The 26116-nt window shown below is 46.8% G+C and carries 26 protein-coding genes and 1 pseudogene; 16 read left to right on the top strand and 11 right to left on the bottom strand.

Features of this window, described 5'->3' with window-relative positions:
- Positions 1 to 24: 24 nt before the first annotated feature.
- Complete coding sequence (locus G9G54_RS10370) at positions 25 to 639, top strand: TetR/AcrR family transcriptional regulator (RefSeq protein WP_061831995.1); 615 nt, start codon at positions 25 to 27, stop codon at positions 637 to 639.
- Positions 640 to 667: 28 nt separating this feature from the next.
- On the opposite strand, the gene G9G54_RS10365 is transcribed toward G9G54_RS10370, so the two are convergent.
- Together G9G54_RS10365 and G9G54_RS10360 are read right to left on the bottom strand one after the other, a co-directional pair.
- Positions 668 to 2095: an SMI1/KNR4 family protein gene (locus tag G9G54_RS10365; protein WP_165177823.1), complete on the bottom strand. Its 1428-nt coding sequence runs from the start codon at positions 2093 to 2095 to the stop codon at positions 668 to 670.
- A gap of 17 nt (positions 2096 to 2112) precedes the next feature.
- Complete coding sequence (locus tag G9G54_RS10360; RefSeq protein WP_238807906.1) at positions 2113 to 2475, bottom strand: hypothetical protein; 363 nt, start codon at positions 2473 to 2475, stop codon at positions 2113 to 2115.
- 291 nt (positions 2476 to 2766) lie between these two features.
- Between G9G54_RS10360 and G9G54_RS10355 the strand changes: the two genes are divergently transcribed.
- Positions 2767 to 4404 carry a DUF6138 family protein gene (locus G9G54_RS10355; RefSeq protein ID WP_165177821.1) on the top strand — a complete coding sequence of 546 codons (1638 nt, stop codon included), beginning with the start codon at positions 2767 to 2769 and terminating at the stop codon, positions 4402 to 4404.
- Here G9G54_RS10355 and G9G54_RS10350 read toward each other — a convergent pair.
- Positions 4394 to 4753 (bottom strand): DUF7716 domain-containing protein, encoded by a 360-nt coding sequence (locus tag G9G54_RS10350; protein WP_165177552.1) that lies wholly within the window; start codon positions 4751 to 4753, stop codon positions 4394 to 4396. The genes G9G54_RS10355 and G9G54_RS10350 overlap by 11 nt on opposite strands.
- Positions 4734 to 5393 (bottom strand): hypothetical protein, encoded by a 660-nt coding sequence (locus G9G54_RS10345; protein WP_165177819.1) that lies wholly within the window; start codon positions 5391 to 5393, stop codon positions 4734 to 4736. The genes G9G54_RS10350 and G9G54_RS10345 overlap by 20 nt, the downstream gene beginning before the upstream one ends.
- A gap of 375 nt (positions 5394 to 5768) precedes the next feature.
- On the opposite strand from G9G54_RS10345, the gene G9G54_RS10340 reads away from it, so the two are divergent.
- Positions 5769 to 6308 carry a hypothetical protein gene (locus tag G9G54_RS10340; RefSeq protein WP_165177817.1) on the top strand — a complete coding sequence of 180 codons (540 nt, stop codon included), beginning with the start codon at positions 5769 to 5771 and terminating at the stop codon, positions 6306 to 6308.
- Between the two features lie 3 nt (positions 6309 to 6311).
- On the opposite strand, the pseudogene G9G54_RS25600 reads toward G9G54_RS10340, so the two are convergent.
- The 7 genes and pseudogenes from G9G54_RS25600 to G9G54_RS10305 form a co-directional block, all read right to left on the bottom strand.
- Positions 6312 to 6428: pseudogene (locus G9G54_RS25600) on the bottom strand (Imm26 family immunity protein); the annotation flags it as partial.
- Positions 6429 to 6430: 2 nt separating this feature from the next.
- Positions 6431 to 6991: a hypothetical protein gene (locus G9G54_RS10335; protein ID WP_165177815.1), complete on the bottom strand. Its 561-nt coding sequence runs from the start codon at positions 6989 to 6991 to the stop codon at positions 6431 to 6433.
- On the bottom strand, positions 6975 to 7220 hold the full coding sequence (locus G9G54_RS10330) for a hypothetical protein (RefSeq protein ID WP_165177813.1): 246 nt from the start codon (positions 7218 to 7220) through the stop codon (positions 6975 to 6977). Before G9G54_RS10330 ends, G9G54_RS10335 begins: the two co-directional genes overlap by 17 nt.
- Before the next feature lie 73 nt (positions 7221 to 7293).
- Positions 7294 to 7923, bottom strand: a complete 630-nt coding sequence (locus G9G54_RS10325; RefSeq protein ID WP_165177811.1) for a hypothetical protein — start codon at positions 7921 to 7923, stop codon at positions 7294 to 7296.
- Between the two features lie 178 nt (positions 7924 to 8101).
- On the bottom strand, positions 8102 to 8509 hold the full coding sequence (locus G9G54_RS10315) for a hypothetical protein (RefSeq protein WP_165177549.1): 408 nt from the start codon (positions 8507 to 8509) through the stop codon (positions 8102 to 8104).
- Entirely contained in the window at positions 8502 to 9146 is a 645-nt protein-coding gene (locus tag G9G54_RS10310) for an immunity 50 family protein (RefSeq protein ID WP_165177809.1), read from the bottom strand. The genes G9G54_RS10315 and G9G54_RS10310 overlap by 8 nt, the downstream gene beginning before the upstream one ends.
- A 40-nt stretch (positions 9147 to 9186) precedes the next feature.
- A complete protein-coding gene (locus G9G54_RS10305) occupies positions 9187 to 9522 on the bottom strand; it encodes a hypothetical protein (RefSeq protein ID WP_238807894.1) in 336 nt (111 codons plus the stop codon).
- A gap of 325 nt (positions 9523 to 9847) precedes the next feature.
- Between G9G54_RS10305 and G9G54_RS10300 the strand changes: the two genes are divergently transcribed.
- From G9G54_RS10300 to G9G54_RS10240, 13 genes are all read left to right on the top strand, one after another.
- Positions 9848 to 11497, top strand: coding sequence for a DEAD/DEAH box helicase (locus G9G54_RS10300; RefSeq protein ID WP_165177807.1), 1650 nt, complete (start codon positions 9848 to 9850; stop codon positions 11495 to 11497).
- A gap of 208 nt (positions 11498 to 11705) precedes the next feature.
- On the top strand, positions 11706 to 12608 hold the full coding sequence (locus tag G9G54_RS10295) for a cation diffusion facilitator family transporter (RefSeq protein WP_013312377.1): 903 nt from the start codon (positions 11706 to 11708) through the stop codon (positions 12606 to 12608).
- A 91-nt stretch (positions 12609 to 12699) separates the two neighbouring features.
- Positions 12700 to 13713, top strand: a complete 1014-nt coding sequence (locus G9G54_RS10290; protein ID WP_165177805.1) for an LCP family protein — start codon at positions 12700 to 12702, stop codon at positions 13711 to 13713.
- 150 nt (positions 13714 to 13863) lie between these two features.
- Positions 13864 to 15027 (top strand): AI-2E family transporter, encoded by a 1164-nt coding sequence (locus G9G54_RS10285; RefSeq protein ID WP_165177803.1) that lies wholly within the window; start codon positions 13864 to 13866, stop codon positions 15025 to 15027.
- Between the two features lie 104 nt (positions 15028 to 15131).
- The gene (locus tag G9G54_RS10280; protein WP_165177801.1) at positions 15132 to 16151 is read left to right on the top strand and encodes an LLM class flavin-dependent oxidoreductase; all 1020 of its coding nucleotides are present in this window, start codon (positions 15132 to 15134) and stop codon (positions 16149 to 16151) included.
- A 231-nt stretch (positions 16152 to 16382) separates the two neighbouring features.
- The gene (locus G9G54_RS10275) at positions 16383 to 17276 is read left to right on the top strand and encodes an ABC transporter ATP-binding protein (RefSeq protein WP_165177799.1); all 894 of its coding nucleotides are present in this window, start codon (positions 16383 to 16385) and stop codon (positions 17274 to 17276) included.
- 12 nt (positions 17277 to 17288) lie between these two features.
- On the top strand, positions 17289 to 18092 hold the full coding sequence (locus G9G54_RS10270; protein WP_165177797.1) for a hypothetical protein: 804 nt from the start codon (positions 17289 to 17291) through the stop codon (positions 18090 to 18092).
- Positions 18093 to 18179: 87 nt separating this feature from the next.
- A complete protein-coding gene (locus tag G9G54_RS10265) occupies positions 18180 to 18656 on the top strand; it encodes a glutathione peroxidase (RefSeq protein ID WP_039271605.1) in 477 nt (158 codons plus the stop codon).
- Positions 18657 to 19047: 391 nt separating this feature from the next.
- Positions 19048 to 20409 carry an FAD-dependent oxidoreductase gene (locus G9G54_RS10260; protein WP_165177795.1) on the top strand — a complete coding sequence of 454 codons (1362 nt, stop codon included), beginning with the start codon at positions 19048 to 19050 and terminating at the stop codon, positions 20407 to 20409.
- 386 nt (positions 20410 to 20795) lie between these two features.
- Positions 20796 to 21629 (top strand): formate/nitrite transporter family protein, encoded by an 834-nt coding sequence (locus G9G54_RS10255; RefSeq protein WP_165177793.1) that lies wholly within the window; start codon positions 20796 to 20798, stop codon positions 21627 to 21629.
- Between the two features lie 373 nt (positions 21630 to 22002).
- Entirely contained in the window at positions 22003 to 24135 is a 2133-nt protein-coding gene (locus tag G9G54_RS10250; protein WP_165177791.1) for a molybdopterin-containing oxidoreductase family protein, read from the top strand.
- Positions 24136 to 24181: 46 nt separating this feature from the next.
- Positions 24182 to 25432 (top strand): MFS transporter, encoded by a 1251-nt coding sequence (locus G9G54_RS10245; RefSeq protein WP_069290563.1) that lies wholly within the window; start codon positions 24182 to 24184, stop codon positions 25430 to 25432.
- Positions 25433 to 25535: 103 nt separating this feature from the next.
- Positions 25536 to 26030 (top strand): GNAT family N-acetyltransferase, encoded by a 495-nt coding sequence (locus G9G54_RS10240; protein ID WP_165177789.1) that lies wholly within the window; start codon positions 25536 to 25538, stop codon positions 26028 to 26030.
- Positions 26031 to 26116 lie beyond the last annotated feature (86 nt).

Genomic DNA, 26116 nt, shown 5'->3' with positions numbered 1-26116 from the left:
CAGAAAGGGCAAGTACATCTACTCATGAAACATATCAAACGCCGAGAACGTGAAAGCAGTGAGATCCGCCGGAAAATCATTGAGGCCGCCCGGTCGCTTTTCCTGAATCAAGGATATGCCGAAGTCTCCATGCGCAAAATTGCGGATCAGATCGAATATTCACCAACAACTATTTATCATTATTTTGCCAATAAGGAAGCCGTGGTCCGTGAACTGCTGGTAGAAGGAAATACCTTGTTCCTGCAGGCTCTTCAGCAGCGTGTGGATGAAGCACAGGCAGCGGGATTGAACGCTCTGGACACACTGAAAACAGTATCTGATGCGTATGTTCGTTTTGGAACGGCTAACCCGGAATATTACAACATCCTGTTTATCAGCAACCTGGAATCTGTAAGCTTGGTCAGCCTTATAGACAGTGGGCGTTTTAAAGGCTTTGAGCTGCTTGAAGCTGGGCTCAAAGCCGCTATGGAGGAAGGCTGCATCATGCAAGGAGATGAGCGCCTGATCGCCAGATCCGTATGGAGCATGCTGCACGGATTGACTTCTTTGCTCCTGAATTTTGAACTTCCTATGGCAAAATCCAATGATGAATTGATCGCATTCACTATAGATACTTTCCTCAGAGGGTTAAGCCGCTGACGCAGCGGCTAACTTTCTTTACCTCGCATCACTGTACATGCGAATCCGCGTCTGAAAGCTGATTAAGCACGGCTTCAATGCGACGTTTATCTTTTTTGAGCATAACGAGCTGCAAAGAAGCAAGAAGCAGATCTGAGATATTGGCCCAAGCGTCTGCTTCCAGAGCGGGAAGGAGATCCCGATGAATCATGATATCCAGCGCCTCCGTTGCAATTTTCTGATGAAGCTCGCTATCGGATAGCCATTCAATCAACTGCTCAGCTGTAGGACGGGAGTGAGCGAAAAGTATTGCCCAGCCATCCACCGGATGATTGACTTTATCCCGCATCCAGTTAATGATCTGTGGTGAACGAAAATGCTGTAGCTGCCCATTAGCGGTGTATCCTTCTAATTTGTCTTCTGCAACCGAATCCTGTAGCAGGTGATTGCAAACACATACCAAGCCTTCCTGCTCGGGTAGGCAACGGGCGCTCAGATAGGCACGTGTGGACACAAATGCACCCTTAGCATGTAGGGTATTGTTTTGAGCTAAAGATGTCCATGCTTGCGCGGTTTCCGGTTCCCACAAGGAGCGGGCCCAATCAGCAGCCCCAATCCCCGCGGTCTCCCCTACCAAAACGGCCCAAGTAGAGAATGGAACCTGGCTATGTTGAATGTTCTGCCAGTGCTGCTCCCAGGCAAGAAAAATATCCTTTGGATCATAGGCTTGAAAAGCCTGCAACACAGCAGGATGATCTACGCCATGCATGGTGGTGTAATGGATCAGCGTCTCCAACGATTGCGCATCCTCCAGTTTCATCGTGCAAAACATGTTCAACCAGCGTAGCCAGAGTTGCAGTGGTGGGCTGTTTAGCTGAATGCCTTGCTCATCGGCCACTTTAAACCAATCCCATAGCCATAGCCCATGCAAGGTGAGCATGGTGTCTATATAGGCAGGTAGATTTTCCGCAAGCAGCGTGAACTGGTCCAACTCGTGATGATAGCAGAACACCGCTGGCTCTGTAGTGGATGTCGCCATATCAAGCAGTATCGGATCACCCGCACCATTATAATTAAGGATCAGATATCGTTGCTCGTCCGCTGCTGAATCGGTATCTTCCCCATAGGATGTAAAATTGCTAATATACTCATGATTCCAGCCGAACTCTCCTGTGATATCGTCTAGAATACTCTGTTCTTGTTCAAGATCATTGCTGTTTTTATATGAACACTCCGGTCCATCCGCTACAATACAGTGTGGGGGGAGGCACCATAGTAAATTTAAGCTGCCACACCGCTGTATTAATTCAGACAGGGAGGCAGGCAAAGGCATCCGCAGCCGTTCCTCCAGCTCAGTTAGTTCACCTGTAGAAATCCCCTCCGTCCATTGGTATACCACATCAGGCATCCCACTTTGTCTCAGACGATCAACGACTTGTTCCAGTTTTTCTAAGGTTTGTGCAAAATGTACTGTCATTCGTATTCGTCCTCCTCTTACTCTACAACCCGACAATGCTCTTTTTGCAAGAATGCTAGAATTTCATCACGAAGTGCTATCGCTTTCGGTTCATAAATGATCGCCACTTCGCGTCCATATGCATAGTTAAAACGCACGTATCCGCCTAGAGTCTGAAGAAAAGCCATGCAGATATGCTCATTTTCAATCCATAGGTTTGAGGCAAAATGCTGTTTAAACCGCTGAGCCAATGCTTGTATGGATGCCGGAGCGAAATCCAGGGCTTGCTCGTTCGGATGGGCTGGATTGTAGGCCTCGGTCGTATCCGGGGGATTAAAAAGTAGGAATGTTGAGGCTTTGTCTGGGCTGACAGGTTCGAAATAACGGGGAAATGGTTCCATCTTTCCGAATTCATCCCGTAAAATATCTTCCAGTGTTTCTGTGAATGGGACTTGAACATCTAAAGTCTTCGTAGTAATGATCTCCGAGTGTCGTGGCAGCCACCGTCGTATGTTGTGTGGAAACCCAATACATGTAGGATACACCTGCTTTCCGGCACTCTATCTATAGGGATAGAGATCAAAAGTAAATGAGAGATATGCTATAATTAGGAAATAAAATAGTTATAGATTAGTCTATCTTAATTCCATAGGAACTACAATTTGTGAGGGGACGAAGGAGGAACACATCTTATGACAACATCAGGGGTACAAGCCTACATAGATCCAATTTTTGAGGCGATTGATGAGGCGTACGCTTCTGAGCAAAAGCGTATCGCCGAATTCCAAATCAAAAGTGTCCTTCACGAAGGGATTCATGAATACTTAAAAGTTACCTGTAAGAAGGATGGGCTGTGGGTGGATACCTACGAACCGTTTGATTGGGATCATCGTAGACCGGACATGGAGATTTCTGGTTTTACGGAGGGGGTAACACTGCAGCAGGTTCAGGACGAATGGATGCCTGTGTTTAGGGAACGGATAGAGGCGCTATTTAATTCGGAAGAATTCAGTTCCATGTTCTTTCGTTATCGGCTGGATTTTCATCTGGAAGTGGTCTTGGAGAATAAGGCCAATCATTTTACATTCTCACTCCTAAATGAAGATAAACGGCAGCAACTGTTAGCCACTATCCAGCAGTTTGTGGAGCAGAAGCTCAACCCCTCCAGTAAAGCTATCCCGAAGGAAGAGGACGATTTCTTCTTAGTGAGACACTTGCTTGATCCTCATTTGTACGCTATAGATGCCCAACGTGTGGATGAGTTGCTCCATATAATGGATGCCAAAGTGAAGGTCAGCCGCAAGCGTGAGGAAGCATGGAGGTATCAGCTCAGCAGTGGCTTAAAGCATTGGGCTGAAGATGAATTTTTGCTGAAGTATGCGGATCGGGAAAAAAGCTATGGGTTGGATTATAAAGTGAAGCCCGATATTCTCCCTTCGGAAATTCCCGCGCCAGCCATGGAGATGTTCCTGCTTACCGCGATGCGGGTGGGTTCGACCGATGCCGATGCACGGCAGAAATATTTGGAGATTGCTGTACAGCTAGGCTCGGAGCAGGCTTCCGTGTGGCTTGAGAGCGGATCAGGAAGCATCCCAGCGCTACATACAAGCGAGCGAGTCATCTGCCAAGCCAATGATATTTTGCAAACATTGGAGGTTCAGATTCGTTCAGAGGAAGAAGAAAGCTATAGACAAGCACTTGTATATTTATGCGATATTTTAAAGAAGGGCTTTACCAAGGAATATCGGATGAAGTTCAAAAGCAAGGTGAAAAACTACCTGCCTGTACCCAAGTTGGCTAAATCTACGCTACATCGTTTCTTCGCCAATGCACTTGAGTATCCGTCGCTGCATCCGTTGCTGGCTGAATATGCCGAAACCGTGATGGAAGAATTCAAATGGTATAACGATGTAGAGCCCGGTGAAAAGTCGGCGATGCCGGGAACCTATGCGGTAATGGGACTAGGACTGAAAGGAACGAACTATTTCCCATTAGTGAATCGTTATATGAAGCTGGTGGACAGTGAACATCAGTCCGTACAGGACTGTTACGCGGCTGCTTTTGCCGAAGCGCATGGGCTAACACCTGACACGATCCCCGTTTGGACGAGGATTCTACTGGCAAGCAACGAGTCTGCCAAACCACTGAAGTCATCCGGAATCGAAACTGTAGAGCAGGCACAGGTACTGGTGGAGGAGCTTGAGAAGCTGGAGGACTACGAACAAGAGGTGCTTGTTTATCGTATATGGGGTGGCGCGAAGAAACTAAAAAACAGCCTGAAGCAGGCTGTCCCTGAGGTGAAAGAGTTGCTGGAGACGCTTATTCCATAAAAGCATCATATTCATGATAATATCGCAGTCCCTGCGCAATGCGTTCAATATCCGGCTCGCTTCCGCTGTGGCGTAACACTTCAATAACATCCTGTACAGTCGCTACCTCCAGCCAAGATTGCACGTGATGGTCTGGCAGAGATGCAGGGATACTTTCATCACGATGATTGGTGACGGTGAGACCGGCATCCTCCAGCTCCCACAATTCTTCCTCGGGGATGATGTAGTAGGTAGAATTGAGCGGATTACTTTGGACAAGTTTCAGATTGGCAAATACCCATTCATTGATTTCTGTTTGGTCAACGGCATGAACTAGTGCTTCAAGGCTGTCAAAAGTTAGTATGCTCATGTATGGAGGCTCCTCTCTTAGACGCTGGCTTATGCTGTAGCTTTTGTAATATCTTTAAGATGGCCTGGCGATTCTTCGCATCCTTAATGTACTTGGGAATGGAATGGGAAGCCGTACGCATCATACCGGATATAGGCTTTTCCCGCAAATCGGCAGAGATATAGGAGAGCAGGTAATTCAGGTGTATACGGTTAAGAGCCCAGACAGGTTTACCCCGATAGTAATCAAGGAAGTACAGCTGGAGCTGGAAAATAGGGTCTTTTCCGTTTTGAATCACGTCCGTATGCCATTCGCGTGATTGAACACGATGCACCGGAACCTGATTGCGTGTCTCACAGTGCGGACAGTTTATATTCGTATTTTTATGGAGTTTCGTTCGGTCATCATGGATTTCGATATTAAAATACCGCTCACAATGGTTGCATACGCCGCGTGCATAGAATGTATAAGATTCTGGCTGCTGATACGTGTAGTAACAATGAGAGCATCGAACAACGTAATAACATTCTTTTTTGGATCTGGAAATAAAAGCTTGGCCCTGACAACGGGGACAGTGAACAGCTACTTGTTCTCCTCTTCGGATCATGGCGGCAAAGTCATATTTATATCCATGTTCATCTTTGAAGCGCTTTTGCTCCATATTCGTTCCTCCTTTTCGGAAAGAGCGTAAAAACGTAAATTTTATGATTCGTATGTTATAATATTCCTCAACAACAGAATGGCTTAGATGGGCGGTCGGCTAGTCTCCTGTAAAGGAGGTGACGGTCCTGATTCTTTCCTTCCATAAAAAGAAATAGACCGCCCTCGACAAAGGCAAGCGGTCTATTTCAATGATCATCCTTTGACACGGCTACCGCCCTTAAAAGCGGCTGTTGCCAAAGAGTGAGGATGTTGACGCATCTTCACTCTTTTTTTAGAATATACATCTTATTCCCATTTTAACACTTGAAAATGGCCTTTTCAATGCACCGAAGGGTGAAAAGGTGAATAGGACGTGCAAAAGGAGAGGGCGAACATGAGCATTTTTACAGGGCTGCAACGTCCTCAGTTTCAGGCTTATTATGACGAGACTTTTCTAATAGAACATCGTTTTGAAAATGGTATGGGTTTTCCGCCTTCTTATATAGATTATGTCAAAACTCTTGGTTACGGGCGACTATGCGGCTTATGGAACATTCATATTCCTCTTGGCGATCACCCGGATTCATGGCTTCATCGTTATCATGACTGGCGGGCCTGGTTTGATGATTTACTCGAATCGGAAGAGGTTTTACAAGAAGCGGCGCTGGAGCCAGATGGCTTTCCAGAACTTTTGGAGCATGTGGTTCCCTTCGCTTCCAGTGAAGGGAATGACCTGCTGATTTGGGATATTCAATCGCCTGATGAACGGGGAGAATTCCCAATCTATGCTTTGAATCTACGCACATGGGGCAATTTTCGGTATGCAGCCTCGGATTTGTATAGCCTCGTCGAAGCGTTGGTGGATGAAGAGCGCGTAAAGTCTGTATTGGGCACAGATCGTACACCATTCCCTTATACATTCGAGCCTTTTTAACAACGCTTTTTTGAATCTACCATACAGTGCGCAAATCACCTGACATACCGCAAATCGGCCATCATGCGTGGGAATAACAAAAATATCGCCTTCCCGATGCTTGATTCTTTTGAACACCATCGTCAGGCCAGCTCTTCCTGAATGATCTCTGTTTTTAGACCTTTAGCGCTGGTAATCGTAATGCTGATCGCATCATAGCCGTTCCGCTTCACATCTTCAAAATTGCATCGTTCGCCGCTGATCAGCTCTAACTGTCCATTCTCATCCACATCGTCTGCAAACTCGTCATCCCAATCCACATTATAAAAAGCGGTCAAGCTTACCTCGAAAGTATCTTCACCATCTTCGTCCAGATAGGGCAGCAGGGGAGTGCGATTGTTCTGTTGTTCCTTGGTATAAACTTCGCATAGCAGAGCATCGTAACCATGGCGGGTTCCATCAAAAATCACGATCTGTTCACCTGTGACTGCATCTTCTGCAATAATGAGCTGGGGTGCAAATTCAGTTACAGCGATTAGCTCGTCCATAAGTTCTCCATAATAAAAAATGTGGAATTTCGTATGTCCGGCCTGTGAACGGAGCTTACCTGTCCACTCCTGCTCAACCCATGCCTCCGGGTTTTCGGGTACAACCCAACCTTCCAAATAAGCCGGTCCCCATTTAGGATTATGTATTTCTGTCATCAGTAGGCCTCCCTTTCTGCTCGTTGAGTCGTTCAATTACCTGGTTAAAAAACGTTGTAAAGTCTGTTGCCACCAGATACAAATGTCCACATTGGTCCTGCTCTGCAATATCATAGTTCAGTTTGTCATCATAAGCATGAAGATGTGTGCGGTCCCAGTAGTACACATACGGGGTGTATTCATTACATATCAGAACGTAAAAATTGTCGCCCGCATCTGCACCAATCAACAAAGCGTTCTCGACATGATTGATTTCATCCAGAAATTCATTATTAATCGCTAGCGGTGTATCATTTGTGAGATCATGTCATAGATAAGGTGACGATTTTATTGTTCTCATCCACATCTACCTTCACATTCACTCCCAGCTTGTCCTTAAACAGCTTACTGATATTGATATAGTCATCCTTTACCGCACGGCTTGATCTACCGGTTGTACGAGTCATCCCAGCGGTGATGATGGAATGGACGTATGTTTTATCGAGCTTGGCTTCGGGATTATAGGTATAAATAATCTGTTCCTGCCGATTGTAATAATGGGTTAATTCCGTGTAGTCGTTAGCATTCTCATACTGCTTTTCCTCACGCACATACTCAGGATGGTCCATGGTGTAGTGGACTCCCCCGTCGAGGAAAGGATTTTCCTTGGAGGGTCGGAGTTCATAGTGTCCGTAGGCTAGTTGAAACAGATACTCTATGCCCGAGCCCTTCGCCTGATAGTAGAGCTGACGATTGTCCCCTTTTTTATCTATAGCGGTATAGCTGCTGATTAAAGGCCAGGCATCATACTTTTTATCCTTTACCTCAATGGCAAGCTTGTAATGTACAAGCACCTTTTCATTTTGAAATAATCCAAAGCTGCTCATAATGAAATAGGCAGGCACACATATAATTCCGATAATCAATATGAATATAAATATTCTTACACGCATAAGTAGAGTGATTCTCCTTTGGTTGTCGATTATGTGGACAGCTCTCGTTTGCTAGATGCGCCGAGTTCCTCATGCTGCAATAATTGCTTCAGAGCATGTTGTGCGAAAGGCATGCTTTTATGTGCGCGAAGCAATGCAAAAGCGGCCCCCTTGACTAAGATATATGTATCACTGCGGATTAACTCTCATGTCTGTAGCTCGATAAAGCTTCTTCTGGTCCGCCACCCTCCAGCAGTACCATAACCGCATAGGAGATCGTATCAATCCAATCGTCGAGGGTGTTGATCTGCTCTACGGTCAGCAGATTGTTTCGCTGCAGCATACTATCAGGATACAATGCCCATGCCCGTGTATATTGGCAAATCCCCCACAGAGCGGCAATCAGCTCCCGTTCTACGGATGGTTTCTCCAACTCATCTGCCAGAACTTCAATGATAGTCATCAGCTCATGGAAATTATCCTCAATCAGTTCTCCCTGGAAGGGACGGAGCATCCCTAGAAATCCGTTTTGCATTTTGGGATGATCCAGATCATCGTGAATAAATGAATGACAACGTAACAGCTCGCGAGCCTCCTGTTTATTCATTCAGTTCCTTAATCTCTGCGCGGATACCTCTGCATAGAAAGCTACCTGACAGTCCCGACAAGGCATCAATATCAACGACCATGTCTGCTTCTTCATAGCGGAAATCAAGTTGCAAGATGATGTTTTCAGTTTCTACAGGAGTTAATACGTGCTCTTTGGTTTCCAGAAATGTAAAAGTCACTGCATAGCGTGGGACGTCTTTTGCTGGAGCTTCAGGGATTACAGGTGCCTCAGCCGAAGGTTCCAGATCCGGTGATTTAGGGACAAGCACGCTAGCGTAGGATAGCTCAATCGTCAGCGTAATCTGGTCTTTCGTCATATTAGCAGCCGTAATTCGGTCATAATGAAAGGGAGGGAAATAGCCAAGCTTTTCGACAATGCTGTCTGCACCTTGAATAGAAACAGTTGGAGAAAAAGCCAGTTCCAGTCCGATGGACCCTGCCAGTTGGTCTTCATATTCCGGATTAATACGGATAAGGGCCTGTTCCGGCTCTACTTTCAAAATCGTGCCTATAAAATACTGTTTGCCATGGATCAGAACAATATCATGCGGAACGAACGGCAGAGCTCCCCCGGCTTGATAATGAATGAGATATTCGTTTTCTTTTTTTTCAACGTTGTGAACTTGAATTTGCATAAATTGCAGCCTCCTTAGGGTTAATAGTATGACGGATAGTTTAAGTGTGTGGTAAAGGGAACGGAGTCCACGATTGAAAAACATACTTCATATCCGGGGTATCCTTTTCGAGCATAAATGGAAGAATATCCATAATGGCGTGTGCTTTACTGCCAGCATAAAAGTTGCGCGAGCTATGTAACAGTTTGTTTGCCTTTATTAACTGGCTGAGCTGCAGCATAACGTCTTCCACGCTTGTTCGGTCAATACGCCCATAAACGTCCTGACGGATCGAAACAAGCATCCCGCAATTGTTGGGAGATTGACCCATAGCGTCATTGGACAAAAGAATGTACACTTCCGGCGTTGTCCCTTTGGTATATGACGGAATTACCAATTCTTATACCATAATATATGACATGAAGATCGAATTCACCTTTTACATTGACTGTGGTACTGTTCATTAAAATCGTTTGGAAACCAGTTCAACTTCGCGTATACTAGGAAAGTCATAGATGGAACGGGCCTGAGCCGCATTGCGGCCGTATGTTGGTTACATGAACAGATTCAACGATAACGGATAAGCTCCCTTCCTGAAAAGGGTAGAATGAGAACCGATACAAAAATGGGAATTCTGAACTATGGAACGATAGATGTCATATGGCACATGAACCTATTTTACGTGACACATATTGAATACAGATAAGGGAAGTGAATACCACTTGAAGAATTTTGCAGCATTAGGCGTAGAGCAGCATTGGGTAGAAGCCTTGAAAGAACAGGGAATTTCATCCCCAACTCCTGTACAGCAGGAGTCGATTCCACTGTTGATGGAAGGTCAGGATGTTATCGCCGAGGCACATACGGGAACCGGGAAGACGCTTGCGTTTTTACTGCCGATTCTACAAAAGCTGAATTTGGATAAGCGACACCCACAGGCGCTCGTGATTGCACCTACGCGTGAACTGGCGCTCCAGATTACGGAGGAAGCAAAATGCTTGGCTGCTACGGAGCCGAACCTGTCATTACTGGCTGTATATGGAGGACAGGACGTAGAGCGTCAGCTTCGTAAACTGAAAGGCGGCGCACAACTGATTATTGGTACACCTGGGCGACTGCTGGATCACCTGAGACGTGGCACGCTGGATCTGGGTGGCATTAAAATGCTAGTCCTGGACGAAGCCGACCAAATGTTACACATGGGCTTTTTGAACGATGTGGAGACGATTCTTCAGGAGGTTCCTTACCGGAGACAAACGATGCTGTTTTCCGCTACGATGCCAGCCGGTATTCGCAAGCTGGCTCGTGTATATATGAACGAACCCGTAGATGTCAAAGTGAAATCCGCTTCTTCCGTTCCGGTGAGCCAAATCCGTCAGGTCGTTGTGCAAACAACAGACCGTGGTAAGCAACAGGCATTGGTGGATATGCTGAATACAGATCGTCCGTACTTGGCTGTTATTTTCTGCCGTACGAAGCGACGGGCTGCCAAACTGAACGAAGAGCTGCAAGAGATGGGCTTCGAGAGCGGTGAGCTTCACGGAGATTTGTCCCAGAACAAGCGGGAGCAAGTGATGAAGGCATTCCGGGAAGCGAAACTCCAATTGCTCGTAGCGACTGATGTAGCTGCACGCGGCTTGGATGTAGAAGGCGTCACGCATGTCTTTAACTATGACATGCCGCAGGATGCCGAAAGCTACATCCACCGCATCGGGCGTACCGGCCGAGCCGGAGGCAAAGGCGTGGCGGTGACGCTCGCGACGCCAAGGGATGTTCCAGAGCTTCGGAACATCCAAAGAGTTGCTGGTGTCACATTCACCAGCAGTGAGGGCGGCGGACAGCGTAGACCTGCTTCCGATACGGCTGATCGGCAGGGTCGAGAACGCCGCTCGGGCAGAAACGACCGCCGTTCCTACGGCGGCAACGACTCCGGCGGTGGGCGCCGGGGCAGCGGCCGCGAACAGGCGGGCCGTCGTGATGCCACAGGCGGCGAACGTCGCTCTAGCCGCGGCAGTAGCGAGCGTGGCGGGTATGACCGCAGTAGTGGCGGTTCCGCACGCGGAGGTCAGGGCCGCTCGGCAGGACAAAGCAGCGAGCGTGGCGGGTATGACCGCAGTAGCGGCGGTTCCGCACGCGGAGGTCAGGGCCGCTCGGCAGGACAAAGCAGCGAGCGCAGCGGATATGACCGCAGTAGCGGCGGTTCCGCACGCGGAGGTCAGGGCCGCTCGGCAGGACAAAGCAGCGAGCGCAGTGGATATGACCGCAGCAGCGGCGGTTCTGCACGCGGAGGCCAAGGTGGCCGCGGTGGACAAGCCAAAGGCGGCCCGCGTGGTGGTCAAGGACAAGGAGGCCGTCGCGGACGGTCCAGATAGTTAAAACAGGAGTATTCTCATAGAATGCTCCACTATGGTTATCATAATAGCCCCGGGGAGGCTCATCTTCCGGGGCTATTGTAATCTTCATCCATACCGCTGAAGGAGCGGCACCATAAGATGACATGAGTAGCGGAGCTACCTTGAAATATACGATTAGCGTTTAGGTTACATTTTTCAAAAGATAAATTTGGAGGGGTTATACATCATGCAGGAACAGGATATGGGCAAGCGCGCCATGGTCTCAGCATGGATCAGCCTGATTAGCAACATCCTATTAACCGGCATTAAGATTATTACAGGACTTATGTTCAACAGTAAGGTGCTGGTAGCCGATGGTGTGCATAATGCCGGAGATGTGATTGCCTCTGCGACGGCACTGGGAGCGATGCGCATATCCAGCCAGCCGCCGGATGAGGATCATCCTTATGGTCACGGCAAAGCAGAAGTGATCGGTGCAAGCGTGGTGGCGGTCATATTGTTTGGAGCGGGCATATTTATCGGCTATCATTCCATTGCAGCACTGTTCGAACCGATGCCACAGGAGCATATACTGGCTTTGGTGGCCGCCATTATTTCCTTGCTCTGGAAACAGTGGCTGTATATTTACACGATTCGTATCGGGAGAGCGGCCAATAGTCAGGGTCTTATTGCAACGGCAAAAGATCATCTCGCTGATGTGTACGCCTCTGGGGCTGCTGTACTGGGTATCGGCTTAGGGCTAATTGGGGAGCACTGGAGCATTTCAATCTTATCTTACGGCGACCCTATTGCGGGATTCGTAGTGGCATTGCTAGTTCTGAAATTGGCGTGGGAAATGGGCCGTGAATCCATAGATGTGCTTATGGAAAAAGCGATTGCAACGGAGGAAATTGAAAGCTACGCCGCAGCTGCGCTGAGTGTAGCTGAGGTTCAACGTATTGACCGTATCCGTGCCCGTGAGCACGGCCATTATATCATCGTGGATATCCGCGCTTCAGTGGATGCCTCTTTGACGATTCAGCAGGGACACGATATTATCCGACTGATTAAGGGGGCTGTTATGAAGCGGGAACCGCGGGTTTATGAGGTGCTTGTCCATTTGAATCCATGGTATGCGGACGACCACTAGAACAGACGACACAAATTGACAGATAACTTGCAGGAAGGGTATGCTTTTAAAAGCCGAACGATGATGAATAAAAGCGAGGTTACCCGAAAATATGCGAAAATTTTTAAAATGGTTAGGCATTTCTGTGACTGCAGCGGTTCTTTTAGTGGGCGGTTATTATACGTATTCTATTTATCATTTTACGAATCAAATTTCGGTTGCTTCCGGACAGGATTCGAAATTCAAACCGCAGGCACAAACTCAAACCAATGTACAACCTGTAGAGGTATCGCTCCCACCGGAATGGGATGGGACAGAAAGAGTGAATATTCTGCTGCTAGGCGGCGACTCCCGTGGAGAGGATTCAGGGCGTTCTGACTCCGTTATGGTTGCTTCTATTGATCCGGTTACGAAAAAGGCTACACTTATGTCGATTCTTCGTGATACGTACGTCAATATCCCAGGTCATGGGCAAAGTCGATTGAATGCTGCTTTTTCCTACGGTGGACCGGATTTGACCAGACAGACCGTGAGCGACCTGCTGGGCATACCGATTCAATATTATGTATATACTGATTTTAATGGCTTTATTGCGCTGGTTGATTCTGTGGGTGGTATGGACCTGGATGTCGAAAAAGATATGCACTATACCTCCAAGGCAGATAAACACCAGTTTGATATTGATTTGAAAAAGGGAATGCAGCACATGGACGGTAAAACAGCCTTGCAATATGTACGCTTCCGTCATGATGCAACTTCCGATTTTACGCGTACGGAGCGGCAACGCAAATTTATTACCGAGCTTGGCGGTAAAATTCAGTCAACCTCATCTCTAATTAAACTGCCGAGTATTCTAAATAGCATTTCTCCTTATATTGAAACGAATCTCAGCACTACGGAAATGCTGCAATTGGCTTCATTGGGCTTTAATATCGATGCAACAACAGTAGCGAAGCAGCAAATCCCGCCGAATGAATTGGTGCGCGGGGAAACCATTAAGGGTGCGCAGGTGTTGGGTGTAGACGAAAGAAAGCTCAAGCGCTTCATACAGAATCTTTTTGAACAGGAGAACAAACCTGTGACCACGACGGTGGATGCTGCAACCACGATAAATGATACTCCATAACCCTCGAAAGCAAGCGAAGTTCGTACGATGACGTACAACTTTGTTTGCTTTTGTGTTTATTTGGGTATAACCTTGTATATTTTGTTCCAAAAATATATCGTATCTATGAAGAACGTCTACTCATTTGTATAAAGAGAAGGGGAATGTGGTGTGGAAATAACTCCGGCATGGAAAGACCGATTCAAGAAGTTTTTTCTGAACAACAAGTTTGTGTTATTCCTGCTGGTACTGCTGCTGATCGGCTTGAATATCTTGGTGCTTACCAAAATTTCATACATATTCACACCTGTCATGGTGCTGTTAAAAACGATAATTCTCCCTGTCATTTTATCCGGCGTGTTGTACTATCTGTTCAACCCGTTGGTTGATGTATTGGAGCGTAACAAGGTGAAACGAGTATACTCCATTGTTGTACTGTTTTTGCTTATTATAGGGGTTATTGCGATTGTAGTTACATCGGTGGTACCTGTAATCCGTGATCAAATACAGGGGCTTATCCAGAATTTCCCTGACTATAGCGAGCAAGTACAACGACAATTCGAGAAACTGATCGGCAGCGATTTTGTAAACCAGTTCCAGAACACCATTCAAATTAATCCATCTGAGCTGGCCTCCAAAGCTTCTGAAAAGTTATCTAGCTTTATTAATAATGCATGGACGGGTGTGGGCAGCTTTTTGGGCGTGGTTACAGAAACAGTACTTGCAATTGCCACGGTTCCATTTATTCTGTTCTACTTGCTAAAAGATGGACACAAGCTGCCACAGTTTATCCTGAAAATGCTCCCGCCTATGTTTCGTAAAGAAACAGATCGCATTATGACCGAGATGAATCATCAAGTCAGTTCCTATATTCGTGGGCAGATTATTGTCAGCTTCTGTATTGGGGCGCTGTTGTATATTGGTTACCTAATCATTGGATTAGACTACTCTCTGACGCTTGCAGTCATTGCATCCTTTACGAGCGTTGTCCCCTACTTAGGTCCCGTCATTGCCATTACACCTGCGTTAATTGTAGCCTTAGTCACCTCACCGGTTATGCTGCTCAAGATGGTTATCGTGTGGACAGTCGTACAGCTCATTGAGGGTAAATTTATTTCTCCACAAATTATGGGCAAATCTCTTCGAGTACATCCGATCACGATTATCTTCGTTATTCTGACCGCAGGCAATTTGTTTGGTGTGGTGGGAATCGTACTGGCGGTTCCAGGTTACGCTGTCTTGAAAGTAATCGTTACACATCTGTACAGTTTCTTTAAAAAGCGTTCGCATCTCTATGAGGCGGATAAAGTGAACACAAGTCTTTACGAAAAATAAACTTTTCCACTATAAAATCGATATTGACCCCTCTTGGGTAACTGTGGCTTTGCGTGCTATAATTAATGTCTATTCTTAATCCAAAATAGAAAGGTCAGACTTTTATGATAAAACTCAGCATTCTTGACCAATCTCCGGTATCGGAAGGCATGACGCATGCGCAGGCATTACAAAAGACCGCTGAGCTTGCTATAGAGGCGGAACGCTTGGGTTATCATCGCTTTTGGGTATCAGAGCATCATTCTGCCGCAAATCTCGCAGGCTCCAGTCCGGAGGTACTGATTTCACATCTGGCCGCACGTACCTCAACCATTCGAGTGGGGTCGGGTGGTGTGATGCTGCCCCATTACAGCGCTTATAAAGTAGCGGAAAACTTCCGTGTGCTGGAGGGATTGTATCCGGGACGCATTGATTTAGGTCTGGGACGAGCGCCCGGAGGAATGCCCATTGCTACCAGAGCCCTGCAAGAAGGCAAAATGCGAGGTGGTGTAGATCTATACCCTGAGCAGTTGGATGACCTGTTAGCTTATTTACATGACAGCACGGGCAATAATCACCGTTTCGGTTCGCTACAGGCGATGCCGCTTATAGAAACTGTACCGGAAATGTGGTTGCTCGGCTCCAGTGGTGATAGCGCAGGTCTGGCAGCCGAGCGTGGCGTGGGCTTTGCGTTTGCGCAGTTCATTAATGGTGAAGGCGGCACAGGGGCTATGAAGGAATACCAGGAAAGCTTCCAGCCTTCCCAGCATAGTGACCAACCACGTTCGCTTGTTGCCGTATTTGCGATCTGTGCGGATACCGAAGAGGAGGCGAATCGGTTGGCTTCCAGTATGGACTTGTCTCTTGTTCTATTAGAGCAGGGAATGCGCTCCGCTGGAACACCTTCCGTCGAAAAGGCACTGTCGTATCCGTATACGCCGTTTGACCGGATGCGGATTCGTGAGAATCGCAAACGTATGGTGGTCGGTTCGCCCGAACAGGTGAAGCGTCAGATTGAGCAGTTAAGTAAGGACTATAATGCACAGGAGATCATGGTTGCGAGCATTATTCACGACTTTGATGCCAAAATAAAATCTATACGTCTCATGGCTGAAGCATTTGGACTGTCTTCTGTACAGTCATAATGCGATTCGCCGGATTTAAAAGATCACAGCTTCGAGGAGCTGTGATCTTTTTTTGAATTTTTTGAGGGAATATTGGATGATATGCACTGTATGATATAGGAAATAAACCAGTTAACACTTGATAATGATTATCAATATCTTTATTATATAAAGATAGAATGAAGTTTTGATGAAAGTCGTGCGTTAAGCCCGTGACTATATATATTGGATAAGGGAAAGGGATGATTCCAAATGTTTCGTCTGAAAACGGCAAATCTGGATATTGCTTATGAAGATCGATTGATTGTAGAAGATCTGAACGTAGAAATACCGCAAGGGAAAATCACAGCCTTGGTGGGCGCAAATGGTTCTGGCAAGTCCACCATTCTGAAGACGATGGCTCGCATCATGAATCCTAAGGGCGGCAGTGTTCTGCTTGACGGTAAATCCATTCATAAGCAATCCACCCGGGAAGTAGCTAAGCAGCTGGCTATTTTGCCACAAAATCCGACTGCACCGGAAGGATTAACCGTGACGGAACTGGTATCTTACGGACGTTTTCCCTATCAAAAAGGTTTTGGTTCTATGAAAGCGGAAGATCGCAAAATGGTGGAGTGGGCCATTCAAGTAACGGGAATGAGCGAGTTCCACGATCGTCCGATTGATCAGCTTTCTGGCGGTCAGCGTCAGCGTGCTTGGATTGCTATGGCGCTTGCGCAGGATACGGATATTTTGTTTCTGGATGAGCCGACGACATTTTTAGATATGGCGCATCAACTGGAAGTGCTGCATTTGCTAGAGTATCTGAATACTTCGGCGGAGCGCACCATTGTTATGGTCGTACATGATTTGAACCATGCGGCCCGGTATGCTCAGCATATGATTGCGATCAAAAAAGGGAAGGCCGAGGCGGTAGGAACTCCAATTGAGGTTATGTCTCCTGATGTGCTGCGCGAGGTGTTCGGGATTGAGGCGGATATTGTAACAGATCCTCGTACGGGTGTACCGCTCTGTCTTCCATATGCTTTGGCTGGACAGCCAGCGGTAAGCCAAGCAGTAAAGGAAATGAATGTGGAAGATAAGAAACTCGTAGGTTCTGTTGCTGAGCGACGTGATGCTAGAGCACAAGTAGCGGCAAGAGGTTAAAGAGGACATACCATGAAACCACTGGATTACGATCAGCTTGAGCAACTAGCGAAAATAGTGAGAGTCACGCCGGAGGATGCAGTATATTCCGGGCCAGTGGCCGAATGGCTTGAACCAGAGAAGATCCGTTCTGTGATGGAGTATTACGGCGATCTTCTGCGTGCTGAAGACGATTTAACCGCAGCCGTTTATTTTGTGAACCAGTTGCGTGGTCTCGTGTTTGCACAGCATTTTATGGTGTCACTGTGTGAACGCCGTTTGGATCTGTCCGTATCTAATCTCAGATTTCATATTTGTTATGAAGGTCAATATCCCTCTATTAGCCTCCAGGTCATCGACCTCACAGAGCTGGACAATACGCGGAACAATGGGGATGACCCTTCTTCCGAACAGGCTCAGCAAGTGTTACGTGACTTTTACAGTTTGCAGATGCGGCCCATAATGGAGGCAATAGCTGCAGTGGGGAGTGCATCTATTGGGCAAATGTGGGGACAGTTTCCGTTGACATTGCTGTATTTTAAGGATAGAGTACAGCCATCGTTGACTGATCCTCAGGATGTGGAGCGCTTTGAACAAGATTATATGTATGTGACACGTGAGCTGAAGGGAGAGGTATTCGGGCGTAAAAGAAATCCGTTTACGGTTCGTCTCATTGAATTGGACAATCCTTACCGCCCCGGTGAAAATACCTACATGAAACCGTCCTGTTGCCAATATTACAAGACAGGTGGAGGCCAGCGGTATTGTTATGCTTGCCCAAAAATGTCCGCTTCCGAACGCGAAGAACGCAGACTCGAAGTGATGGCATCACGGTAAAGGATCTGCGGATGTTGGCATGTCCGTCACGTTTTGGTTAAAATAGGTTATGTAACCTAAACCAAGCGACACGAAGGAGGATGCTGTATGTCTGTCTATTCACATAATGCCGTAACACCAGCGAATCAGGAGGTTTCTCTGGATACTTACACCGGTAAGGTGCTGGTTATTGCGAATACCGCCAGTAAATGTGGACTTACTCCGCAATATGGGGATTTGCAAAAGCTTTATGACGAATATAAGGATCGGGGATTAGTTGTATTAGGCTTTCCTTGCAACCAATTTGGCGGTCAGGAGCCGGGCAGCAGCGAGGAAGCGGCTGAATTTTGCCAACTGAATTACGGGGTTAGTTTCCCGGTATTCGCCAAAGTGGACGTCAACGGGCCGGATACAGCGCCTCTGTTTGAATATTTGAAAAAGCAACAGCCTGGAGAACAGGAAGATGGAACAATTCAGTGGAATTTCACGAAATTCATTGTGAATCGTGAAGGTGTACCTGTGGGTCGTTTTGAACCGAAGGAGTCACCAGAAGCGATGAAAGCAGCCATTGAGCAATTGCTATAGTAGCTTTGCCTTAACTCCAAAGTATATGTTTAAAAAGGTCTGATTTCCTGCGTGTCTCCGGGAAACGGACCTTTTTTTGTTCTCTACATGTGCATTTATTTAAGGGTGGTCGCATCATGTGAAAGTCGACTCCAAGGGCATAATCAGAGGGCTTACAGGGAAAACTGAATGGAGCAAAAAAATATTTCAGCAAACAGTTGATTTTGTATATCCTTTCTTTTTTAAATGTGGACAAATTGTGAATATCACGAAAATATATTGTAATGTGAAAAATATCACACTATAATAAGCGCATAAAGTGAAATAAATCACAAACGCTAACGAGCTGTTTACGTGAAACTATTCACAATAATTATACATTTTATGCCCACACACCAAGGAGGAATTTAACATGAAAGTAGCAGTTATCGGATGTACACACGCAGGCACGGCAGCTATCGTCAACACAGCTAAATGTTATCCAGATGCAGAAATTACCGTTTACGAGCGTAATGATAATATTTCATTTTTATCTTGTGGTATTGCGCTGTATGTAGGTGGTGTCGTCAAAGATCCACACGGCCTGTTTTATTCGTCTCCAGATCAACTGGCTGACTTGGGTGTAGTGACCAAGATGCTTCATGAGGTAACGAGTGTGGATACGGCAGGCAAGACGCTGCATGCACGTAATCTCCAAACAGGTGAAGAATTTACAGACACATTTGATAAATTAATTGTGACTACGGGTTCGTGGCCTATTATTCCAAAGCTGGAGGGCATTGAACTTGATCATATTTTGCTCTGTAAAAACTATAATCATTCCAATGATATCATTGAGAAAGCCCAGCACGTACAGAACATTACAGTCGTCGGGGCTGGATACATTGGTGTTGAACTGGTAGAAGCTTTCCAAATGAACGGTAAAAATGTAACACTGATCGACAGTGCTGATCGTATATTGAATAAGTATTTGGACCATGAGTATACAGACCGGATTGAAAGTTCCCTGAAGGAACATGGCATTAAGCTGGTACTTGGCGAGACGGTGAGTCGTTTTGAGGGTACGAACGGTAAGGTGAGTAAAGTCGTGACCTCTAAAGGAGAATATGAAACAGAGCTTGTTATTCTCTGCATCGGTTTCAGACCTCAAACGGATCTGCTCAAAGGTCAAGTAGATATGTTGCCTAACGGTGCGATCATTGTGGATAACTATATGCAAAGTAGCTGCCCGGACGTGTTTGCAGCAGGTGACAGTTGTGCAATCCGCTATAATCCGACAGGCAAAACGGCTTATATTCCTTTGGCAACCAATGCAGTTCGTATGGGTACGCTGGTAGCACGTAATCTGGTACAACCAACCATTGCCTACATGGGAACCCAAGGAACTTCGGGTATCAAAATCTACGAAGACAATATCGCAGGAACAGGCATGACGGAAGCCGCGGCAATGGACGAAGGCATGACTGTAGAGGCTGTAACCATTGAAGACAGCTACCGGCCTGAATTTATGCCAACCTCCGAAAAGGTATTACTGAAAGTGGTATATGAGCAGGAGACGCGGAGAATTTTGGGGGCTCAAATTATGTCGAAGGTGGATTTGACGCAATCCATTAACACGCTATCCGTAGCCATTCAAAATCATATGACCATTGACCAGTTGGCTTTTGTCGATTTCTTCTTCCAGCCGCATTATAACAAGCCTTGGAATTTCCTGAACGCGGCAGGTTTACAAGCATTGCCTACAATATCCGAGCGGAACCCAGTTACTGTATAATTAGATTTGTCTGTGACATTGTTCATAAGTTTGTCAACAATCTGAGGCGTACGGATGAATCCTTATAGTACAATATAGAGTAGCATAAGGATCAGGGGGGAAGTAGCTTATGGGTTTGTTTTATATCCTTTTTCTTGTAGTCGTGGCCGTGGTAGGCCTCGGTGGAGTTATTTGGTTCTTGAGAGCAGTTGAAAAGGAAGAATACAATTAAATGTAAAGCGCGTAGTAGCGCAGTAGATGTAATAATACAGAAAGACAGTCCTTATTCTAAGGGCTGTTTTTTTATAGTTAAGAAAGTGATTTTTTTCACAAACATAATCACTGATTTTAAATAAAATATGAAAGAAGAATATTTTAGTGAAAAGATATTAAAGGAGCGGGGACATATGGCGAGCTATAAACCGGGGCAAATTGCTGAAAAGACGGTGGAAACAGGAGTGGCCAAGGCGAACAACCCGTGGACTGTGGCGGTGGTACTGGGATTTTTGGCAGGTGCATTTATTGCACTTGGGTTTTTGCTGGATATACGTGTTATTGCAAGTGCGCCTAAAGAATGGGGAAGCATTGCCACCTTTATTGGAGCTGCGGTGTTCCCCGTAGGTCTGGTATTAGTTTTGATCGCCGGCGGAGAATTGCTGACCGGCAATATGATGGCGGTCCCTTTGGCGAGATGGGCAGGACGGATTAAGACAGGAGCCATGCTTCGTAATTTGGCGATTATTACGCTCAGTAATTTTGCAGGTGCGTTATTCGTTGCATTTTTCTTTGGGCATGTACTGGGTTTGACAGAAACGGGCCCTTACCTGGACAAAGTGGTGGATATGGCAGGACATAAGCTACATGAAAGCTTTTTGCAGTCTTTTATATCGGGTATAGGATGTAACTGGCTCGTAGCACTGGCTGTATGGCTGGCATATAGCACAGACTCCATTGGCGGCAAAATTATGGGGATTTGGTTCCCAACAATGGCCTTTGTCGCTATTGGATTTCAGCACGTTGTTGCCAATATGTTTCTCATTCCGGCAGCTATTTTTGCAGGCCACTTTTCATGGGCAGATTATGTTATGAACTTCATTCCGGTCTGGCTGGGGAATTTGGTAGGAGGTAGCCTGTTTGTGGCTGGAGCCTACTGGTTGGCCTATTTGAAAAAGCCTCAAACCAACGCACTTCCAGCGAATGAATCTCCAACTACTTCTTCGGTTGCACATCAAATCCGTTGAGTGATCCTGCTTAATTACGGTACTTTAAACAGCAATGAACAAAGCAAATCCGCCATGACAGGCCCGGGGGAACGAAACCTGTCATGGCGGATTTTTTTGGGAGTGGTCCATGATTTGGCATGGAGGATGAGTGTGCTCTCGTCCCATAATGCCTTGATCTCTTTTACCCTCGGTAAGATATAATGAAACAGGATGTCGAAAAAAATTATGATTCTTAAAAAAATCCGTTTTGCTCTATGCAGCAGACGGATTTTTTTAATATTTTGGAGAGCGGCTGTGTGGGAAAATCCTTCTCTTGCCATAGGCCAAAGCTGTGGATATGATAAGATCAGTGTAATTTTTGGAAACGGTAACGGAAAGGAGCATCAACACTATGGATCATCGCAATAGCGCGCCTCCTGAGGCCACGCTTCAACAAGACTTACAAAGGGGACAGCGGATGACGGAGCAGCAGGACGGAATTTTCCCGGCTGTATGCCCGTTAGATTGCCCGGATACGTGTGGGCTCCTGCTTCACAAGGAAAGTGGAAAGATAGTCAAGGTGACTGGGAACCCGGATCATCCTATTACCAAAGGGGCTATTTGTAACAAAGTTCGCAATATGACGGAGCGGGTATATGATCCTGATCGGGTGCTCTATCCGTTGAAACGTATAGGCCCCAAAGGAGAAGGGAAATTTGAACGTATTAGCTGGGAGGAGGCAGTCGATACCATTACAGGTCGGTTCAAGGAGCTGATATGTATGGACGGACCGGAATCTATTCTCCCCTACAGCTTTTATGGCAATATGGGCGTATTGAGTGTGGATGGAATGGACCGCAGATTTTTTAATGCGCTGGGTTCAAGCCAACTGGATCAGACGATATGTAGCGTGGCAGGGAATGAAGGCTGGGCGTCCGTTATGGGTTTTAAGGGCGGCACCAGCCCGGAGGACACGGAGGATGCAGACCTCATTATTGTGTGGGGTGGAAATGTCATTAGCACCAACATGCATCAGGTCGTTTTGGCTGAGAAAGCACGTAAAAAAGGTGCTAAGGTGGTCGTTATTGACGTTCATCGCAACCGGACGGCGCAATGGGCGGATTGGTTCATTCCGTTATATCCGGGGACGGATACGGCGCTTGCACTGGGTGTTATGAATGTGCTGTTCGCTCAGGGACTGACGGACGACGAATTTTTACATCGCTACACGGTAGGCCATGAGGAACTGCGCGAGCATGTTAAGACATATACACCAGAGCGAGTTTCGCGGATTACCGGCGTACCGGAAGCGGATATCATCCGTTTGGCGGAAATGTACGGAACTGCGCGAGCAGCGTATATCAATATCGGCAATGGGCTTCAGCATCATGATAATGGCGGTATGAACGTACGTGCGGTTACATGCTTGCCTGCGCTCACTGGACAATGGCTGAAGCACGGCGGGGGAGCGTCACGCTCTAATGGCGCTTATGGCAAGTTTAACGGCGCCAATCTGGCGCGTCCTGATCTGCGACAGAATCCGGATGCCCGGGTGATCAACATGAACCGGATCGGAGAAGCGCTGCTACAGAAGGAACAGCCGATTAAGGCGTTATTCGTATACTGCAGTAACCCCGTAGTTGTAGCCCCCGATTCAGAACGGGTGACTGAAGGATTTGGACGAGAGGATTTGTTCACAGTCGTTCATGACCTGTTTCTTACGGATACGGCCCGTTATGCCGATATTGTGCTGCCTGCAGCGTCTTCCTTTGAAGGTACAGACCTATATAAATCCTACTGGCATCACTATGTTCAGATGCAGGAACCCGTCATTGCTCCACTCGGGGAAAGCAAAAGCAATTATGAGCTGTTTAGCCTGCTCGGACGGGCTATGGGCTTTGACGAAGCTGCCTTTACGGAAAGTGAAGAGGACATGATTGTGGGCGCGCTTGATAATTCAACGAACCCTTATCTCAACGGTGTAACTTTGGAAGCCTTAAAGAAGTCACCTTTTGTAAAGCTCGATATGACGCCAAAGGTTACTTATTTGGATCGTTTAACCACGCCTTCAGGCAAGATTGAGTTGTATTCGGAAAAAATGAAACAAGCAGGTCTGCCCGCGATGCCTTCTTATGTGCCGCTGATTGAAGGGTACGACGGAGAGCATCGACCGCAAGCGGACGAGCGGTATCCATTAATGTTTATTTCACCGCCAAACCATAATTTTCTGAATTCTACTTTCGCTAACTTGCCCAAGCATCAGCGACTGGAGCGGGAGCCCTTGCTACAAATTCACCCGGAGGATGCTCAGACAAGGGACATCGCGGATGGGGACCTGGTTACCGTATGGAATGATCGGGGGACGTATGAGCTGAAAGCGAAAGTCACCGATCTAATGCTGCCCGGTACAGTGATTAGTCAGGGATTATGGTGGGAAGGCAAAGGACGCAGACAGCGTGCCAATGTGTTAACCTCTGATCGGCTGTCGGATATGGGACAGGGGGCTACTTTCTTCTCAACGGTGGTGAATGTGAAGCGCCAATGAGATAATGCCTTTTATGGCGTCAGATGCAAAAGGAGAAACAAAAGATATGAAATGGTTGGAGTCTTACCCGAAAGAAGTGAAAGTGTTTCTCGTTGCTAGCCTGATTAATTCCGCTGGAAGTTCCCTGATGTGGCCGTTGGTTAGCATGTATGTGTTTGACGAGCTAAACCGTAGTATGGGAGATGCAGGGATTGCGATTTTAGTGCAATCTCTCGGTGGAATTTTTGGTCAAGTGCTGGGCGGAGCCCTCTATCACCGTATTGGAGCCAAGAAACTGATTGTTGGCTCACTCGCGATGAACGCGCTGGGACTTCTCGCGCTTCCATTTACCAGTGGTCATTGGGTAGCGTTTGTCATCATGATGGGCTTTATCGGCTTTTTTAATGTCGTATCTGTGCCTGCGATTCAGGCCTTTGTAGGTTTTCGTTTCGCTGACCGTCGTGGTGAGCTGTTTAATATTATTTATGTCGCTAACAATATTGGGGTTGCAGTGGGTACGGGATTGAGTGGCGTTCTGGCTGACCTTTCCTATCAGCTCAGCTTCGTGATGAACGGAGTGACTTCTGCGGTATTTGCCGGGTTCTTCTGGTCTTATCTAAGCAGGGTGGATCGGGAAGAGGGAGAAGTGCAGCTCAGTAAGTCCGTGAAAAAAAGAGAGGAAATACCAGCTCGATTACTGTTTCGTGATACCAGACTGTATCTCTTTGTGGGGTTAGGTTCGCTTTTTTTATGGTTCGGGAATTCGATCTGGAATACAGGAGTGTCTCCCCATATTATTGAGCAGGGCTTGCCTAAAACGATGTATGGATTACTATGGACACTGAATGGTATCCTTATTTTTGCCGCACAACCCATTATTTTTTGGATAAAACGACTGTACGCTCATCACGCTTCAGCGCAAATGACATGGGCCGGAGGATTTTATTTGGCGGCTTATATTGTCATGCTGGGCACACAGAACTATACTGGAATGATATTCGCTATGGTTCTGGCGACCCTGGGAGAAATGCTGATTGCACCTGCCGTTCCAGCATTCCTGTCTGATCATGGAGGTCGGGGTGCACCCTTTTACATTGGGCTTGTGGGGGGCATTGGCGCAGCCGGACGGGTAATGGGGCCTTATATTATGGGGAAGTTGTATGATGGCGGTGGGTTACCGCCTACACTTTGGCTGGCATCAGGCGTAGCGGTGTTGTCGATCCTGTTTTTCGTCCTGCATAGCTGGTTGAACCGTTTCCGGCATCATTCGGATACTTTGGATACTACGACGTCCAAGGTGGATGCTCCCAGTTCTTAAGTCCTAATAAAAGTGCAGTAATATGCTGTGATTATGGTACAATAGTGACGGATGGTTGTAGTTATTGCTTCAGGAAAGCCTTCACAGGAAGGATTGAAAGGAATTGTTTACAAGTCAACCCTTGACGATACGTCATTCGGAGATGAAGGATGCTCCTAATCTGATTGCGCTGGATGAATTGGTATGGAATGAACGCACGGCTCCCGCTTCATTGTCTTGGAAGTCGCGTGGAGAGTTTCTGCGCAATACGCCTCCAGGCTCTCAACTGGTCGCCATCGAACAGGAAGTACTCTGCGGGTATATTGGATTTCGTCCTCCAACGCTGTTGGCTAGTAACTGTCATGTACTCGAAATAAATATAGCTGTACATCCAGCTTATCATCGCAAAGGTATTGGGACGGCGCTCATGAACTCCATGAAGGACATTGCAGCTGCGGAGGGCATACGTAAGTTGAGTTTGCGTGTACTCTCATGCAACACGGAAGCCCTTATGTTTTATGAAAAAAGCGGTTTCGCGATTGAAGGACGTTTGCATGAGGAGTTTTACATAGCAGGCCAATTTGTAGATGATGTGTTAATGGCCTATTTCTTAAAATAGGCGGGAGGCTACAGACAGCAATTCGGTTGTATGCCGGCCTAAAACAACAACGCCGCAGACCTGATCAGGTCTGCGGCGTTGTTGTA

It is taken from the genome of Paenibacillus sp. EKM212P (genome assembly GCF_011066115.1).
GTDB lineage: Bacteria > Bacillota > Bacilli > Paenibacillales > Paenibacillaceae > Paenibacillus > Paenibacillus polymyxa_B.
This window is presented reverse-complemented; position numbering and strand designations above follow the sequence as displayed.